Consider the following 15,146-nt stretch of genomic DNA (forward strand, 5'->3'; position numbering starts at 1 on the left):
GGATATGGGGATTTGGGAATTGATTAGTGTAGTAGTTTTCAACTAAGGAATAGTGTATCTGGTAGGATGACTTCCAACTAGAACCAACATGATTGGTTTTTTTGAACCATTTGGTAAGAATTGTGCGAAGTTAATGGGAATACTCCTATATATTTAGTAAAGGATGATGAATATGTTTAAGAAGCTATTCGGTAAAGAGGAACCAGTTTCACCAACAGTAGAAGTTGTAGCTCCAATTACAGGGAAAATAGTTTCTTTAGAAGAAGTACCTGATCCAGTATTTTCTCAAAAAATGATGGGTGATGGTTTAGCCATTGAACCCACTGTTGGGAAAGTGAAATCCCCCATAAAAGGAGAGGTGATACAACTGTTTCCAACGAAGCATGCTGTTGGTCTAAGAGCATTAAATGGTGCTGAAATTTTAATACATATTGGGCTGGAAACAGTATCAATGGATGGAGAAGGATTTGAGAGTTATGTAAATCAAGGAGATAAAGTGGAAGTAGGTCAAGATTTAATTTCTTTCGATATCAATTTAATTAAAGAAAAAGCGAAGAGTACTCTTACTCCCATTATCGTGACTAATTCCGATGAGATGAACGAAATTGATCAGCAATTAAACGGTGAAGTAAATGGCGGTACGGATGTTGTGTTAAAAATTACTAAGCAGAATTAAAATTGAAAGATTGATTTAGGCGAATGCACAAAACATGACCAGGCTATCATCATATGGTGTAGAGAAAGAAAAACATTATATGAGGAGTGAAATGTTATGTATCACGGTGCAGACTATTGTTACTACGACCAACCAACATATGCATATCCAGCATACACTGGGTCTAATCCAAATACGTTCGCGTTAATTGTTGTGCTTTTTATCTTGTTAATCATAATTGGTGCAGTTTGTTATTACCCTCGCCCATGCTAATAAAATAGCTAATATGTAGTAGTTAAAAAAACAGAATGAGAAGACAGCGTCTTTTCATTCTTGTTTTTTCTTGTTACATATTAAAGTTTGAGATTAATTCTCGAAGTTGTTCAGCTTGTTTTGATAGCTCAGATGAAGACGCGGTAACTTGTTGCATTGCGGCAGAACCTTCTTCTGAAGCTGCTGCTGTCATTTCAGTGCTTTCAGCTGTGTGAATGGCAATTCGATTAATTAAATCAAATGACTCTTCGACAGTATTATTTAATTCAAAGGTAGATTCAATATGTTGTACCATTTCATCTATGACGTGTAATGTGTCAACAGAATTCGTTTGAATCTCTTTTAGGGAAGTAACGGTTTCCTTCGATATCTTTACACCATTATTTACCTCAATAACAGCTTCTTTTATTTTGATCCACTATTAATTGTACTTCTTCTTGAATCATGTAGACAATCGCGGCAATTTCTTTCGTTGCACCTTGAGATTGTTCAGCTAATTTCCTTACTTCATCAGCTACAACAGCAAAGCCTTTTCCGTGCTCACCAGCCCTAGCCGCTTCAATTGCTGCATTTAATGCTAGAAGATTGGTTTGTTCAGCAATATCGGTGATGGTTTTAATAATACTGGTAATATTCTCTGATTTTTTTCCTAAAGACTTAACGGTTTCGCTGGATTGTAAGATCGCTCTTTCAATATTATTCATTTTCTGCTCGGTTAGTTGAACAAATTCTGTGCCCTTATTTGTAACATTTAAGGTCGCTGATGCAGCATCTCTTACCTGTTTAGATTGAGTGGTAAGAGTGAGAGAGGAGTCTTTTAATTCCTTCATAAACGATAAGCTTTCATCCATTTTTTCCTTTCGTTTGCTCACTTCCTGCTGCAATTTCAGAGGAAGACTCGCTAATGGATACAATGGTTCGTGAAGTTTCTTCAGCTGATGCATATAATTGTTCGGAACTTGCTGATACACTTTCAGACATTAATGCAACTTGTCTCACAAGATTTGTGATACCATCCATTAATTTATTTGTATCAGCTGCAAGCATTCCAAGCTCATCTTTTGATTTAATTTGAATTCGTTTCGTTAAATCTCCACCTGCGTTAGCCATTTCAGTTAAAGATGAAGAAATTACTTTAACATTTCGTTTAATAGAGAAAATCATCATGAATCCAAATACTATGGCTAACAAAATGGCAACGGCAGATAAAGTAAAGATGATCATTCTAGAAATGGCTAAGTCCATTGATAGTGCTTCAATACGATTAGATGTTGACATGATTTGGTCTTCTTTCATCATTTGTACATATTCAGCAATACTATCCATATATTTTTTTCCGTAACCATCTGATTCAATTTGTTGAGCTCGTTCTACATCACCTTTATCTCTGGTTTCAACAATCCAGTCAATATTTTTAATCCAAAGGGCATAAGTTTGTTCAATTTTAATAAAGCGCTCAAGCTGTGTTTCATCTGTAGCGAGGAGAGTTTTTAATTCTGTAAAATACTGAGAAATTGACTCTTTTCCTGTCGTGTAAGAACTAAGAAAATCCTTGTTTCCTGTAATGACGTAACCTCTTTCTCCTGTTTCAATCATTAGTAATGCAGAATTCATTTCTTCAATAGTATTTCTTACTGCAAGCTCTTGATCAACTAAATAGTCAATTTCTTTTTGTAAATTACTAAATTCTTGATGTGCACTAAAAGCAATAAACAGAAGTACTAAAGAAAGAATGGAAAAAGAGAGAATGAGCTTTCCTCTAATCGTTTGGAATAGCTTCATTCCAGGAAATATTATTGAAGGGATGTTTATACGTTTTGGAACTCTCATCTTTGAAGCATTTTTTTTTCATCATTGTCCCCCTATTTAAAAAATTATGTAATATTAAAATTATTGTAACATTTAATTTAGATTATTCTACAAATTTCTGCATAATTAATGAAATATTTCGCAAATTCGAAAATATGGAAATATCTATAAAACTTACTTTATAACAAAATATGATAGAAAAATTTAAGAGCAGTTGGCATATATATTAAGAAGGTTGAAATTATTTAGGTAAGAAACATTCAATAAAAAGAATAAATAATATATAAAGCGCTTACAAAATTATAGCAGTTTGGAGGACCCCCTAATGTCCAATTCCTTTCTTATCAAGCCTTTATTAGGATACGATTACCCCACTATAGAATATGGAAAAGGTATTTTTCTTTACGATAGTGATGGAAAAGAGTATGTAGATGGTTGTTCAGGTGCAGTTACCGCCAATATAGGACATGGAATGGAAGGGATTATACAAAAAATGACGATACAAGGAGAGAGAATTTCCTTTGTGTATCGTTCACAATTTACAAACGAACCAGCCGAGGAATTAGCACAATATCTAGGGAATGAAGTGCCATATGCTCCTTGGTGCTTTTTTGTAAATAGCGGTTCTGAGGCTGTTGAAACGGCCATTAAGATTGCGATTCAATATTGGCAAGAGAAAAAAGAATGTCAAAAACAAATTATTCTTTCTAGATGGATAAGTTACCACGGCATTACATTAGGTGCTCTAGGTCTGTCTGGACACGGAGGTAGAAGAGAAAGGTTTGAACGTTCTCTATTAGATAGGCCTTTACTTGAACCTCCATATTGTTCATCTTGTCCTTTTGAAAAAACATATCCCTCTTGCCAATTATTATGTGCGAGACAATTGGAGACAGTTATTAAAAGGTTAGGAGCTGGAAATATTGCGGCTTTTATTGCAGAACCGATTATCGGTGCAGCAGGAGGGTGCATCGATGCCCTATAGGTTACTATGAAGAGATCAAAAGAATATGTGACAAATACGGAATATTATTCATTGCTGATGAAGTTATGACAGGCTGCGGAAGAACAGGAAGATTTTTAGCTCTAGAACATTGGGGAGTCAAGGCAGATATTATTACATTAGGTAAAGGACTAAGTGCTGGATACTCTCCTCTCGCCGCCACTCTAGTAAGTGAAAAAATTATACAAACAATTGAAAATGGATCAGGCGTGATTATGAGTGGTCATACGTATAGTGGGAATCCGCTTTCTTGCTCAGCCGCACTTGCAGTACAGAATTTTATAAAAGATAGAAATTTATTAGTCAATATCAGCACACTATCACCTATTCTGTTTGAAAAGCTAAACGAACTGGTATCTCTCTATCCTTTTATAAATGAGGTTAGAGGTAAGGGATATTTAATTGGAATAGAATGTACTCCTCCAGAGCAATCAAGTGCTGAAGCATTTACAAATTTAATGATCCAGTCATGTAAGGAGGAAGGTTTATTAGTTTATCCCGCAGGTAGTGGCATTGATGGTCGAAGCTTGTCTGCCATTATTATTGCTCCTCCCTTTACCATCACACTTGATGAAATTGACCTGTTACTAGAACGTTTAAAAAGGGCCTTAACCGTATAAAAGGAGAATAGTACGATGAATAGGTGGAAAAAGATTGTTCATGAAGATAGGATTATGAAGTTGTTCTTTGATGGGATGATACTCATGTACGGTGGATTTGGTGGTATTGGCACTCCACCAACATTAGTCTCGTTAGTCACAAAAAATAAACAATAAGGATTTAACATTGATTGGAAATGATGCTGGATTTCCAACGATTGGGATTGGACCTTTAATCGTTCAAAAAAGAAGTAAAAAAAATAATCACTTCACATATAGGTTCTAATCCAGTTGCGGGAAAACAAAAAGAAGAAGGGATAGTTGAAGTCGACCTTGTACCTCAAGGAATACTAGCAGAAAAAATTCGAGCTGGTGGTGTTGGTCTTGGGGGCTTTTTATCTGATATAGGAGTAGAGGATCCTTTAATTAATAAAGATAAAAGGATACTTGAATTAAATGAGAAATTGTATTTACTTGAAACATCATTAGTTAGCGACATTTCCATTGTTTATGCAAAAATAGCGGATGAATTTGGCAATGTTATATATGAAAAGAGTGCGAGAAATATAAACCCTTTAGTTGCAATGGCAGGGAAATTACTATTGTAGAGGCGGAACAAATCGTCAAAGCAGGTGAATTAAATCCGAATGACATTCATACGTCTGGGGTTTTCGTTGACTATATCCTTCAATCTAAAGGAGTTGATTGGAAGTGGGTATGGGAATGACATGGAAAGAGAAAATTGCCTATCGAGCTGCAAAGGAAATAAAGCAAGGAATGATTGTAAATTTAGGAATTGGAATCCCCTCACTTATCTCAAACTATGTTTCAAAAGAAGACCTCGTCACGTTTCATAGTGAAAACGGAATAATAGGGATGGGAGAGGCACCTCAAAGAGGAGAAGAGGACCCTCTCATATGTCATGCTGGTGGATACCCTGTTAGTACAGTACCTTGGACTTCTTATACGGATTCTACCACAGCATTTGCCATTATTAGAAAGGGTCTGATAGATATTACATTTTTAGGTGGACTTGAAGTTAATGTAAATGGTGATTTAGCTAATTGGATTATTCCAGGTAAAAGGTTACCAGGAATGGGTGGAGCTACTGAACTTGCAGCCAAAAGTAAAAATGTTATCGTATTAATGTCACAATTTGATAAAAATGGGAATTGCAAGCTTGTGAAAGAATGTACCATTCCCAAAACAGCTAGTGCTTGTGTTCAGCAAATTTTTACAGAGAGAGGAAAATTTTTAGTGAAAGATGATCATTTTCTATTTGTTGAGGCCTTTTCTAAAGAAGCATTAGAAGTAACATTACGTGAAAAAGTTGAATGCATTCGAGTATCTCATGATATATTCATCACAGAGTAAGGAGGGAAGATAGGTGGAGTTTTTAATCAACGAACTAATTCAAAAGAAAAGAGAAAAGACGATTGCTTTCTTACAGCGATTAATACGGGAAGACAGCACGAGAGGCAATGAATCTAACGCTCAGGCGATCATCATTGAGAAATGTAGAAAGCTAGGCTTACAGTTAGATATATTTGATATTGATCATGATTGTGTAAAACACCATCCTTTTTATTCTTGTGATAGAGAAAATTTTTCAGGAAACCCAAATGTAGTGGCGACACTAAAAGGGTATGGACAAAATGGTAGGAGTATTTTGCTCAATTCACATATTGATGTTGTCCCAACGGGTAATGAGAAAGAATGGACAATGGCTTCACCTTTTAGTGGAGAAAGAAAAAATGGAAAAGTATATGGAAGGGGTACTTCTGATATGAAAGGCGGTACCGTTTCCCTTTTATTAGCACTCGAGGTAATCAAGGAACTTCCCGTTACATTACTAGGAGATTGTGTATTTCAAAGTGTGATAGAAGAAGAAAGTGGAGGAACTGGAACCCTATCTTGTTTACTCAATGGATATACGGCAGATGCAGCCATTATTCCAGAACCGACTAATATGAAATTATTTCCCAAACAACAAGGTTCCATGTGGTTCAGGTTGACCGTTAATGGGAAAGGGGCTCATGGCGGCACCAGATACAATGGAAAGAATGCTATTCTCCTAAGCAGGAAAGTCATTGATTCTCTATTACTTCTAGAACAAATTCGTAATAACAGAATAGTAGACCCTTTATATGAGAGCGTTAACATTCCGATCCCCATTAATATAGGAAGAATAATAGGTGGGGATTGGCCTTCTTCTGTGCCTGATAAAGTCATAATGGAAGGAAGATATGGAGTGGCTCCGGAAGAATCGATGGAAGATGCTCAAAGAGAGCTACAACAACTAATTAGTAGACTAAACGACGCAGAGGAATGGTTTAATCAACACCCAATTAAATTAGAGTGGTTCGGTGGTAAATGGCAATCCAGCACTCTTTCATTAGATCATCCAATATTGTCTGTAATTAAACAAAAAGTAAAAGAAGTAAGTGGAAAGGAGGCTATACTTGAAGCTTCACCTTGGGGTACGGATGGTGGAATTCTTTCAAAAGGAGGAGATATTCCAGTAGTTATCTTTGGACCTGGAGAAACGAGTCTTGCTCATCAAGCAAATGAATGGATCTTAGAGGAGTCCATTTTTTCTCATTGTGAAATCATTGTTCGGACTATATTAGAATGGTGCGGGTATGTTAAAAAAGAATAAATCTGTTCTTAATGGAGGAGGAACTAAAACATGAAGCATTTATGGATCAATGGTCAAAGCGTTCCAACAGAACACTACCAAGTAATTACATCACCATTTTCAAATAATGAATTAGATAAAGTCTCGGAGGCAACTATTCAAGATGTTCATCACGCGATAAGCGTGGCGAAACAAGCTTTTTTAACATACAAAAAAACACCAGCACACAAACGGGCAGAAATATTAATGAATGTCGTTCACCTACTACGAGAGAATCATGAGGAATGCTCTAAACTCATAACTCTAGAATCTGGTAAAGCCATTAAAGATGCGAGAAAAGAAATGGACCGTACCATTATGACTTATACATTTGCTGCGGAAGAAGCACGGAGATTAACGGGTCAAACTATTCCTTTAGATGCTGCACCTGGAGGAGAGAACCGAGTGGCTTACACAGTTAGAGAACCATTAGGAGTAATAGGCGCTATTACACCCTTTAATTTCCCTATGAACTTAGTTGCCCATAAGGTTGGCCCTGCTATCGCGAGTGGCAACACGGTCGTATTAAAGCCAGCAAGCCAAACTCCTTTATCTTCATATAAATTAGCTGAACTTTTACAACAGGCTGGACTTCCAGACGGTGTCTTAAATGTTGTTACAGGTAAAGGGAATATTGTTGGGAATGCGTTAGTGGAATCCAAGGATGTGAAAATGATTACGTTTACAGGTAGTCCTTTAGTCGGTAAAGCGATTAGAGAAAAGGCTGGTCTTAAAAAAGTCACATTAGAACTTGGTTCAAATTCAGCTCTCATAATTGATAAAGATGTTTCTATTTCTCCAGTTATTAAACGAATTGTAACAGGAGCATTTAGTTATCAAGGTCAAGTTTGTATTTCTATTCAACAAATATTTGTTCACGAAAATGTTTATGAGGAATTCTTGAACCTATTTCAACTTGCTACAAAGGATTTGATACTAGGGGACCCATTGAATGAAGATACTGATTTAAGTTGTATGATTTCACCTGAAGAAACAGAGCGAATCCTTAATTGGGTTAGAGAGGCAGTAGGAGATGGAGCTACTATTGTTGCGGGTGGAGAGGTAATGGATGGAATAATGACTCCTACGATTTTAACAGATGTTCCTAGAAATGCTAAGATATCCTGTCAAGAAGCGTTTGCACCTGTTGTTGCGATATATAAAATTTCAGATTTAAATGAAGCAATAGATCGAGTAAATGAATCGCCATATGGTCTTCAGGCTGGGGTGTATACAAACAATCTGCAATCGAGTTTTAAAGCATGTCAGGAACTTCACGTAGGTGGAGTCATGATTAATGATATTCCAACCTTCAGAGTGGACCAAATGCCCTATGGAGGAGTCAAGGAAAGTGGTACAGGTAGAGAAGGAATTCCTTATAGTATAGAAGAGATGACTGAAATAAAATTAGTGACCTTTAACCTAAATTCATAAGGCTTTAATCGAAGTTTTTTGACTTAGGCTGATTAAAGTAATGATAGCAGCAAATAGGTTTAAGCCCCTTCGGTCGTTTAAAAACACCGGAGGGAAGCCTGGGGGATTTGAATAATCTTTCTTTTACCATTACCGTACCAAGGAAGAGAGCACCATCTCTCAAGGGGCGTTGGCAATGTTCCGTGTTAGGGACATAAATTTGCAATGGATTAATAAAGCCAAGAAGAGAGGAAAGCTGCTTATGGGGTATAAAGAAGTCTTATTAAAAGAGAATGCAACATTATATTGTGATCCGTATAATAAGCGAATCCGAGTAGATACCTATTCGAATTCCTTATCAGAACTATTTCCCACTCTATTAACGAAGGCTTCAAAAATAAATGCAGACAAAATCATCGTCAAAGCACGTACGGATCAAGTTAAGGATTGTTTGCGTTTAGGCTTCAATAACGAGGGGATTATCAATAACTATTTCAACGGAGAAGATGCATGGTTTTTTTCCTTATTTTTTAACACGAGAAAGGAGAGAATCTCACTTTCATATTGAAGAAACCACTATTTTACGAGACTTAGATACAGTACATGCTAAACCAATTTCTTCGCTTCCCACACAATATCAAATAAGAAAAGCTACCCTATCTGATAGTTCGTCCCTTGCAGTACTCTACCAAAATACCTTTCCAATATATCCAGTACCCATTCATCATGAACGTTACATTTCAGAATCCATGAAAGATACCGTCTATTATTGCATAGAGATAGAAGGAGACATGATTAGTGCTGCATCAGCAGAGATTAATAGAGTGGATTGTAACGCGGAGATTACGGATTGTGCTACCTTGAAGAAGTATCGTTCATTAGGACTCTTAAAAAACATTTTGAATGAACTTGAGGAAGAACTAAAGGGTATGAACATACCTGTCGTTTACAGCTTAGCAAGAGCTTTAAGTCTTGGTATGAACAAAAGTTTGAAACAGCTAGGGTATGAATACCATGGGAAGCTTGTTAATAATTGCTATATTTATGACAAGCTTGAAAGCATGAACATCTGGTCCAAGTGCTTATAGATTTCTATGAAATTGGGGGAATAATGATGAAGATGGACTTATATGAACCTAGTGTACATTGGAAGGACATTGTATTGTGGAAAGATGTGACGGAGGAGCAGTGGAATGATTGGTTATGGCAATTAACCAATACAATTCGAACGTTAGATGACTTAAAAAAGGTGATTAATTTAACACCAGAAGAGGAAGAAGGTGTAAAGATATCAACCAAAACAATTCCGTTAAACATTACCCCCTACTATGCCTGGTTGATGAATAAAAATGACCCAAGATGTCCTATACGAATGCAGTCAGTACCACTTGGACAAGAAATCCATAAAACTAAATACGATTTGGAAGACCCTTTGCATGAGGATGAAGATTCGCCTGTACCAGGTCTAACTCATCGTTATCCTGACCGAGTATTATTTTTAGTAACAAATCAATGCTCTATGTATTGTCGATATTGCACGAGAAGACGTTTCTCAGGTCAGATTGGAATGGGAGTACCTAAAAAGCAAATCGACAGAGCCATACAGTATATTAAAGACAATGATGGAATACGAGATGTGTTGTTATCAGGCGGTGACGCACTATTAATTAACGACCAAGTATTAGAATATATCATCAAATCATTAAGAGAAATTCCTCATATTGAAATCATAAGACTAGGAACAAGGGCTCCAGTTGTATTTCCTCAAAGAATAACAGATAAACTAGTGGGGATATTAAAAAAATATCATCCGGTATGGTTAAACACTCATTTTAATACTTCTATTGAAATAACAAAAGAAGCAAAAGAGGCTTGTGAAAAACTAGTAAATGCTGGTGTTCCAGTAGGGAATCAAGCAGTTATATTAGCAGGAATAAATGATTCAGTTTCCATAATGAAAAAGCTCATGCATGATTTAGTGAAAATACGCGTTCGTCCATATTATATTTATCAGTGTGATCTATCAGAAGGAATTGGTCATTTTAGAGCACCAATTTCTAAAGGTTTAGAGATTATAGAAGGATTAAGAGGACATACTTCTGGATACGCAGTACCAGCATTTGTCGTAGATGCTCCCGGTGGAGGAGGGAAAATTACTCTTCAACCTAATTATTTATTAGCACAAGGAAGTAAGCATGTAGTTCTTCGGAATTTTGAAGGTGTCATCACAACCTACCCAGAACCTGAACGGTATACTCCAGGTACAGGAGAAGATTATTTCTTCTCTATTTATAGCCGAACGAATGACTCATCGGATACTGTTGGAATATCTGCCCTCTTACAGGATAATGGGCGAACTATTACCCCTGAAAATTTATCAAGATATGAAAGGCGAGAAACGTATCAAGTAGATCCAAGTCATGAGTCTTTAAAGAACTTTAGAGAAAAACGAGATCAATTAAAAAGAAAAAAAAATAATCAAGCAGTTCTAAAAAAAATAGGAAACGGAAACGCCAGATGAAGAAGTGTGAATGGTGTAAAAACGGCCCACTTGCTGATATCTTTGAAACAGTATTTTGGGAGTTGCCAGATGGTTCAGGCGCCATTGAGATTAACTTAGTCCCTTCAACATACTGTCCCTATTGTTCTATGAAACAGCTCCAAGAGGCTACAACAAATGAGATAGAAGACCAATTACTTTTAATAGACAGGGAGAAACTATCTTCTCCCCTTTCGTTTGAAGAATTATTGAGCATACCAAGATTTTTAAAAAAGAATTATTTTAGATTTGACTAGAATAACTTTGTCTCTTACCATAAGAGTATCTTTTTGGTAAGGAGAATACTATGAGAAAATCCTTTTATCATTTTTTAATGAGATATAGAGGCGGACGTCCAGGGGATGACATCTCAGAGTTTGCAGAGGCCGCTTTTTTAGATCATGGCTTCCCAAAAGCTACTGAAGATTATCATGAGATTTGTCATTATCTTGAACTAAATGGCCATTATTTATCGAGTATGACTACGTTTGATAAAGTATATGAAGAATATTTAATTTGGGAGAAGTAGACTATCTAATTTGATAGTCTACTTTTTATACCTTTATACACTTGATTCAAATTGTCAGTGTGCGATTAAAGGCTTTAAAGAATAAAAATCAGAGAACCTATCAGGCATATTCCTGCATATAGTATAGAAAAGGGATAAGGAGATGGGAGGCTATGACAAAACCACAAAAACCAAAATTTAGAATCGGTGAGACCATTGTAATAGGTTTTTTAGGAACTGTCGGTAAAGTCACTGGAATTAAACGGTTAGAAGGCAAAATTTTATACGAAGTGAATAACCGTGAAGGATTATTTCAGGAGGATGCTCTCTTTTATATAGAAGAATTTGAAGGAAATATTACAAAATATGAAAAAGTAGAAATTGCTTACAAGTTCATGATTGGTGATATTGTAAAAGTTAGAGGATTTAAACATGATTTATTTAAAGTAATAGGATACCGTACTGAGATTTGGAGATATTATCAGGACGGTTGGGAAGAAACAGTTTATGAATTATATCGAATAAAAAGATGCTGAGTGGCTAGAAGCAGATGAGGAAGATTTAGAGTTAATCGGAGATGAAGGACATACAGCTCAGTCTGCCTCATATGAATTACAGTCTCCTGTCAGAAGGACAACCAAAAATAAACAAGAAAATAGAATGAATGAACTTCTCGATCGATACAACGATTATAAATATTTGTATTCAGAATTTAAGGATGCATATTAATAAAAAAAAGATGGATGAAACAGTAAAATTGTTAATGCAACTCCATCAAAACGAATCACAATAAGAACAAGGTGAATGAAAAAATAGAAATGCTTCCAATAAATAAAATAAACAGTAGTTTTAGGAAATGTTCAAGAGATGTAAGAATCCAACCTTCTTCACTAATTGCCTGATCAAACTTACTTTCCCACGTTACATTTTTCATAAAGAATACCCTCCTTTTTACTATAGTTCATCCTATGCTTGTCTAAAAAAAACATTCGAAGTTTTTGTTTAGTTTCTGCATATCAAGGTATAGAATTTCATAGATTTGTAACTAAAGGAGGGGATACCATGCGTGAGATGGAAGTAGTGATTGACACGGAAGAGATTGCAGAATTCTTCTATCATGAATTGGTTGCTAGAGGATATTATCCTGGGAAAGAAGAGCTAGAAGAAATCGCTGATATAACCTTCGAATACTTAATTTCTAAATGCATCATTGATGAGGAATTGGATCCAATTGATTAATACGAAAAATAAATAAAGAAGGTACGAATGGACAAGGGCGAGTAATTATCGCCCTATTTGTTTTGATAAAAATAGCGCTTGATGAAGAATTTTTAGCCCTTTAGTATAGTGAATTAAATATTTTGTTTGATCTACCCAGTCCATTTTATCCAGTTCAAATAAATGTTTGGATGGGGAATGTTTCGAATACCAGTCTAGTTTCACCGGATGGTGGTGATGATAATTGGACCAAGCCTCCACAAGTTTTGGAGAGTGCAACTTAGTGGAATCTTGGATAGTAGAATAGACCTCTGGCCAGTAATCATGACGTGAACCTGTATGGGGAGTAGAGTGTGCAAATCGAAGAAATGAGTTTGAATACTTGGATTGATATAAAAGGGAATATAAACTTTTTCCAATGTTCACTCGCTGCTGGGGCTCTTGAAAATGATGAAGGTTTATCCCATATAAAGGAGGGTGTTTCTTATTTGATACAGTTGGAAATATACAATAAGACAGCTTTATTCGATCTTGTAAAAAAATATAATCTTTTGGATGTTTGTAAAATAGTTAAATGGCTTAATCACATTTTCTTCTAACATAAGTTGTTCATTTTGAATTAACGCATACGTTATTCTTTTTGTAATTTTTTGTTTGATAAAAATGTTTCCACTGAGAAATCATAAAAGTTGAAACAGAAAATTCTTCTAATCTGTCAAAATAGTCTTTATTTAATTTTTTACATGTTTCATATAACAGTAATTGTGGGTATGCATCTTGAAAGATAAAATAGTTAGCTTGTTACTAAAAAAAGGTAAAATGGGAATACTTCCTTTTCAGTGACCAATTCCCTTATGAGAAAAGATTGAAGATCACACATCGTGTACCCACCATTTCTCGAAACCATATGAGCCAAAAAAGCCCAGTGGACTTCTGGGTGTTTCTTTACGAAGTTCAAATAGGCTGAAGTCCTCGTCACATTGTTCTTATTCGTCTTTTTTTGTTTTTGATAGGATAGAGGATAGTAGGTCTTCAGATCGTGATGTTTCCCTTGAAATTGGATTCATTTTTTCTCCTTTCTAATGAAACTTTTACTCAACAAGAACGTAAATAAACAAAGAATTATTTTGTTTAATTTGCACACTAAAACGGCATTACCACTCTATGATGGAGTAGTTGAATGTATGCCGTATGAAGAAAATATTATAGGTCAATGGAGGAATGAATATGTCAATCGTCAAGAAAGCATTAGCCACAATGGGTATTGGAGCAGCAACAGTTGATACGGTCCTTGATAAAACATCTTATCAAGCAGGTGAGAGAATTAATGGAGTGGTTTATATTAAAGGAGGAAAGGTGGAGCAATTTGTAGATGCCATTTACTTGGCTTTGCATACTTCCTTTATTAAGGTAAGTGATGATCGAAAGTATACAAACACAGCTACAATTGTCCAAGAAAGATTAAATGAACCATTTACTATTAAGGAAGGGGAAAAGATTGAACTCCCTTTTACCATTGTGATTCCACACGATGCACCATTAACTATTAGCAATACACGTGTTTGGGTGACAACAGGAATGGATATTAAGAATGCAGTGGACCCAACTGATTTGGACTATATAGAAGTACAACCTAACTCGCTTACGAATGCAATATTAACTTCTATTGAATCTCTAGGGTTTAGACTAAGAGAAGTAGAATGTGAAGCTGCTTCTAATGCATATGGACAAAGGTATCCATTTCTACAAGAGTTTGAATTTGTTCCAACTTCAGGTGAATTTAGAGGAAAGTTAGATGAACTAGAATTAACGTTTTTAAATCAAAATGAAACAAATGCGGAAATCTTATTCCAGGTTGATCGCAGTGCTCGCGGTTTAAGAGGATTGCTATCTGAAGCTTTAGAAATGGATGAATCCTTTATTCGAATGACGATAACTGAACATGATCGTCTAGTATTAGGAGAAAAGATAGGTACATTAATTCGAAGGTTCATATAAGTCTTATCGACAAAACTAGTGGTACTTCATCAAAGGAATCGACACTCGGTGTGTTGTAAGTAGTGGTAAACATAACGAGAGGTGATGAAGTGTTAAAAGTGATGTGGGAAAAGGTCGCGCAGAAAACATTCTTTGAATATGAACTAACCCTTTATCAAACAGAACAGTTTGGTGATAAAAAGGGCTATCAGCTTGTTCACCGAGATACTATTTTTGGTTCTACTCATGATTTTGCCCTTGAAGTATTGTATAAAATGTTAAATGTACAAGACTCAATACCAGTAGATTACAAAGGAAGATATGTTTCCACGGGTGATATTGTGCAAATTGATGAGGGACGAAAAGGTTCATCCTTTTATAGACTTGAAGTTGGCGGCTGGAATAGGATTAATCGTATTCATTTAAGATAACTGAAAAAATACAAGAGATTTAAAAAGAGGCTGTCTACAAAAGC

The 15,146-nt window shown here is 35.7% G+C and carries 19 protein-coding genes and 3 pseudogenes; 16 read left to right on the plus strand and 6 right to left on the minus strand.

The features are described from left to right. Positions 1–172 precede the first annotated feature (172 nt). Together M44_RS06300 and M44_RS25980 are read left to right on the plus strand one after the other, a co-directional pair. On the plus strand, positions 173–676 hold the full coding sequence (locus M44_RS06300) for a PTS sugar transporter subunit IIA (protein ID WP_010172005.1): 504 nt from the start codon (positions 173–175) through the stop codon (positions 674–676). 96 nt (positions 677–772) lie between these two features. Next, the gene (locus M44_RS25980; RefSeq protein WP_081447428.1) at positions 773–928 is read left to right on the plus strand and encodes a YjcZ family sporulation protein; all 156 of its coding nucleotides are present in this window, start codon (positions 773–775) and stop codon (positions 926–928) included. Between the two features lie 73 nt (positions 929–1,001). On the opposite strand, the gene M44_RS24870 is transcribed toward M44_RS25980, so the two are convergent. From M44_RS24870 to M44_RS24880, 3 genes are all read right to left on the minus strand, one after another. Beyond that, positions 1,002–1,223: a hypothetical protein gene (locus M44_RS24870; protein ID WP_010172007.1), complete on the minus strand. Its 222-nt coding sequence runs from the start codon at positions 1,221–1,223 to the stop codon at positions 1,002–1,004. A 94-nt stretch (positions 1,224–1,317) separates the two neighbouring features. Next, complete coding sequence (locus M44_RS24875; RefSeq protein WP_081447429.1) at positions 1,318–1,872, minus strand: methyl-accepting chemotaxis protein; 555 nt, start codon at positions 1,870–1,872, stop codon at positions 1,318–1,320. Then, positions 1,772–2,758 (minus strand): CHASE3 domain-containing protein, encoded by a 987-nt coding sequence (locus M44_RS24880; protein ID WP_010172011.1) that lies wholly within the window; start codon positions 2,756–2,758, stop codon positions 1,772–1,774. The genes M44_RS24875 and M44_RS24880 overlap by 101 nt, the downstream gene beginning before the upstream one ends. 304 nt (positions 2,759–3,062) lie before the next feature. Here M44_RS24880 and M44_RS20875 point away from each other — a divergent pair. The 11 genes and pseudogenes from M44_RS20875 to M44_RS20895 all read left to right on the plus strand — a co-directional run bounded on the left by M44_RS20875 (position 3,063) and on the right by M44_RS20895 (position 12,012). Continuing rightward, positions 3,063–4,360, plus strand: a pseudogene (locus M44_RS20875) (aspartate aminotransferase family protein). 15 nt (positions 4,361–4,375) lie between these two features. After that, positions 4,376–5,066: pseudogene (locus tag M44_RS20880) on the plus strand (3-oxoacid CoA-transferase subunit A). Beyond that, a complete protein-coding gene (locus M44_RS20885) occupies positions 5,051–5,713 on the plus strand; it encodes an acyl CoA:acetate/3-ketoacid CoA transferase subunit beta (RefSeq protein ID WP_010172019.1) in 663 nt (220 codons plus the stop codon). The pseudogene M44_RS20880 and the gene M44_RS20885 overlap by 16 nt, the downstream one beginning before the upstream one ends. A 13-nt stretch (positions 5,714–5,726) precedes the next feature. Continuing rightward, positions 5,727–6,998, plus strand: a complete 1,272-nt coding sequence (locus M44_RS06325) for a peptidase (protein ID WP_010172021.1) — start codon at positions 5,727–5,729, stop codon at positions 6,996–6,998. A 30-nt stretch (positions 6,999–7,028) separates the two neighbouring features. Next, positions 7,029–8,450: an aldehyde dehydrogenase family protein gene (locus M44_RS06330; RefSeq protein ID WP_010172024.1), complete on the plus strand. Its 1,422-nt coding sequence runs from the start codon at positions 7,029–7,031 to the stop codon at positions 8,448–8,450. Positions 8,451–8,625: 175 nt separating this feature from the next. Beyond that, positions 8,626–8,997, plus strand: coding sequence for a hypothetical protein (locus M44_RS24885; RefSeq protein WP_050770924.1), 372 nt, complete (start codon positions 8,626–8,628; stop codon positions 8,995–8,997). Next, entirely contained in the window at positions 8,936–9,517 is a 582-nt protein-coding gene (ablB, locus tag M44_RS20890; protein ID WP_050770925.1) for a putative beta-lysine N-acetyltransferase, read from the plus strand. Before M44_RS24885 ends, ablB begins: the two co-directional genes overlap by 62 nt. 26 nt (positions 9,518–9,543) lie before the next feature. Next, positions 9,544–10,950, plus strand: coding sequence for a lysine 2,3-aminomutase (kamA, locus tag M44_RS06340; RefSeq protein ID WP_010172025.1), 1,407 nt, complete (start codon positions 9,544–9,546; stop codon positions 10,948–10,950). Continuing rightward, complete coding sequence (locus tag M44_RS06345) at positions 10,947–11,225, plus strand: YokU family protein (RefSeq protein ID WP_010172028.1); 279 nt, start codon at positions 10,947–10,949, stop codon at positions 11,223–11,225. The genes kamA and M44_RS06345 overlap by 4 nt, the downstream gene beginning before the upstream one ends. A 50-nt stretch (positions 11,226–11,275) precedes the next feature. Beyond that, on the plus strand, positions 11,276–11,497 hold the full coding sequence (locus tag M44_RS06350) for a YozE family protein (protein WP_010172029.1): 222 nt from the start codon (positions 11,276–11,278) through the stop codon (positions 11,495–11,497). A 152-nt stretch (positions 11,498–11,649) separates the two neighbouring features. After that, entirely contained in the window at positions 11,650–12,012 is a 363-nt protein-coding gene (locus M44_RS20895) for a hypothetical protein (protein ID WP_010172031.1), read from the plus strand. A gap of 248 nt (positions 12,013–12,260) precedes the next feature. Here M44_RS20895 and M44_RS26845 read toward each other — a convergent pair whose 3' ends face one another. Then, positions 12,261–12,410, minus strand: coding sequence for a hypothetical protein (locus tag M44_RS26845; protein WP_010172033.1), 150 nt, complete (start codon positions 12,408–12,410; stop codon positions 12,261–12,263). Between the two features lie 128 nt (positions 12,411–12,538). On the opposite strand from M44_RS26845, the gene M44_RS25985 reads away from it, so the two are divergent. Further along, entirely contained in the window at positions 12,539–12,715 is a 177-nt protein-coding gene (locus M44_RS25985; RefSeq protein WP_010172035.1) for a YozD family protein, read from the plus strand. Positions 12,716–12,760: 45 nt separating this feature from the next. On the opposite strand, the pseudogene M44_RS29820 reads toward M44_RS25985, so the two are convergent. Beyond that, positions 12,761–13,480 (minus strand): annotated as a pseudogene (locus tag M44_RS29820) (DUF2515 family protein). Positions 13,481–13,487: 7 nt separating this feature from the next. Beyond that, the gene (locus M44_RS29825; protein ID WP_081447431.1) at positions 13,488–13,757 is read right to left on the minus strand and encodes a DUF2515 family protein; all 270 of its coding nucleotides are present in this window, start codon (positions 13,755–13,757) and stop codon (positions 13,488–13,490) included. 164 nt (positions 13,758–13,921) lie between these two features. Between M44_RS29825 and M44_RS06380 the strand changes: the two genes are divergently transcribed. Further along, positions 13,922–14,692 carry a sporulation protein gene (locus M44_RS06380; RefSeq protein ID WP_010172039.1) on the plus strand — a complete coding sequence of 257 codons (771 nt, stop codon included), beginning with the start codon at positions 13,922–13,924 and terminating at the stop codon, positions 14,690–14,692. 89 nt (positions 14,693–14,781) lie between these two features. Beyond that, positions 14,782–15,102 (plus strand): YodL domain-containing protein, encoded by a 321-nt coding sequence (locus M44_RS06385; protein ID WP_010172041.1) that lies wholly within the window; start codon positions 14,782–14,784, stop codon positions 15,100–15,102. The last annotated feature ends 44 nt before the right edge of the window (positions 15,103–15,146 follow it).

Origin of the sequence: Bacillus coahuilensis m4-4 (genome assembly GCF_000171615.1) — a bacterium.
GTDB lineage: Bacteria > Bacillota > Bacilli > Bacillales > Bacillaceae_K > Bacillus_T > Bacillus_T coahuilensis.

Coding starts and splice junctions, on each gene's coding strand:
- M44_RS24870 (WP_010172007.1), bottom strand. CDS start 1,223: ATGGTACAACATATTGAATCTACCTTTGAATTAAATAATACTGTCGAA.
- M44_RS24885 (WP_050770924.1), top strand. CDS start 8,626: ATGTTCCGTGTTAGGGACATAAATTTGCAATGGATTAATAAAGCCAAG.
- M44_RS06330 (WP_010172024.1), top strand. CDS start 7,029: ATGAAGCATTTATGGATCAATGGTCAAAGCGTTCCAACAGAACACTAC.
- M44_RS26845 (WP_010172033.1), bottom strand. CDS start 12,410: ATGAAAAATGTAACGTGGGAAAGTAAGTTTGATCAGGCAATTAGTGAA.
- ablB (WP_050770925.1), top strand. CDS start 8,936: ATGCATGGTTTTTTTCCTTATTTTTTAACACGAGAAAGGAGAGAATCT.
- M44_RS25985 (WP_010172035.1), top strand. CDS start 12,539: ATGCGTGAGATGGAAGTAGTGATTGACACGGAAGAGATTGCAGAATTC.
- M44_RS06300 (WP_010172005.1), top strand. CDS start 173: ATGTTTAAGAAGCTATTCGGTAAAGAGGAACCAGTTTCACCAACAGTA.
- M44_RS24880 (WP_010172011.1), bottom strand. CDS start 2,758: ATGAGAGTTCCAAAACGTATAAACATCCCTTCAATAATATTTCCTGGA.
- M44_RS06350 (WP_010172029.1), top strand. CDS start 11,276: ATGAGAAAATCCTTTTATCATTTTTTAATGAGATATAGAGGCGGACGT.
- M44_RS20895 (WP_010172031.1), top strand. CDS start 11,650: ATGACAAAACCACAAAAACCAAAATTTAGAATCGGTGAGACCATTGTA.
- kamA (WP_010172025.1), top strand. CDS start 9,544: ATGAAGATGGACTTATATGAACCTAGTGTACATTGGAAGGACATTGTA.
- M44_RS24875 (WP_081447429.1), bottom strand. CDS start 1,872: ATGCATCAGCTGAAGAAACTTCACGAACCATTGTATCCATTAGCGAGT.
- M44_RS06345 (WP_010172028.1), top strand. CDS start 10,947: ATGAAGAAGTGTGAATGGTGTAAAAACGGCCCACTTGCTGATATCTTT.
- M44_RS25980 (WP_081447428.1), top strand. CDS start 773: ATGTATCACGGTGCAGACTATTGTTACTACGACCAACCAACATATGCA.
- M44_RS06380 (WP_010172039.1), top strand. CDS start 13,922: ATGTCAATCGTCAAGAAAGCATTAGCCACAATGGGTATTGGAGCAGCA.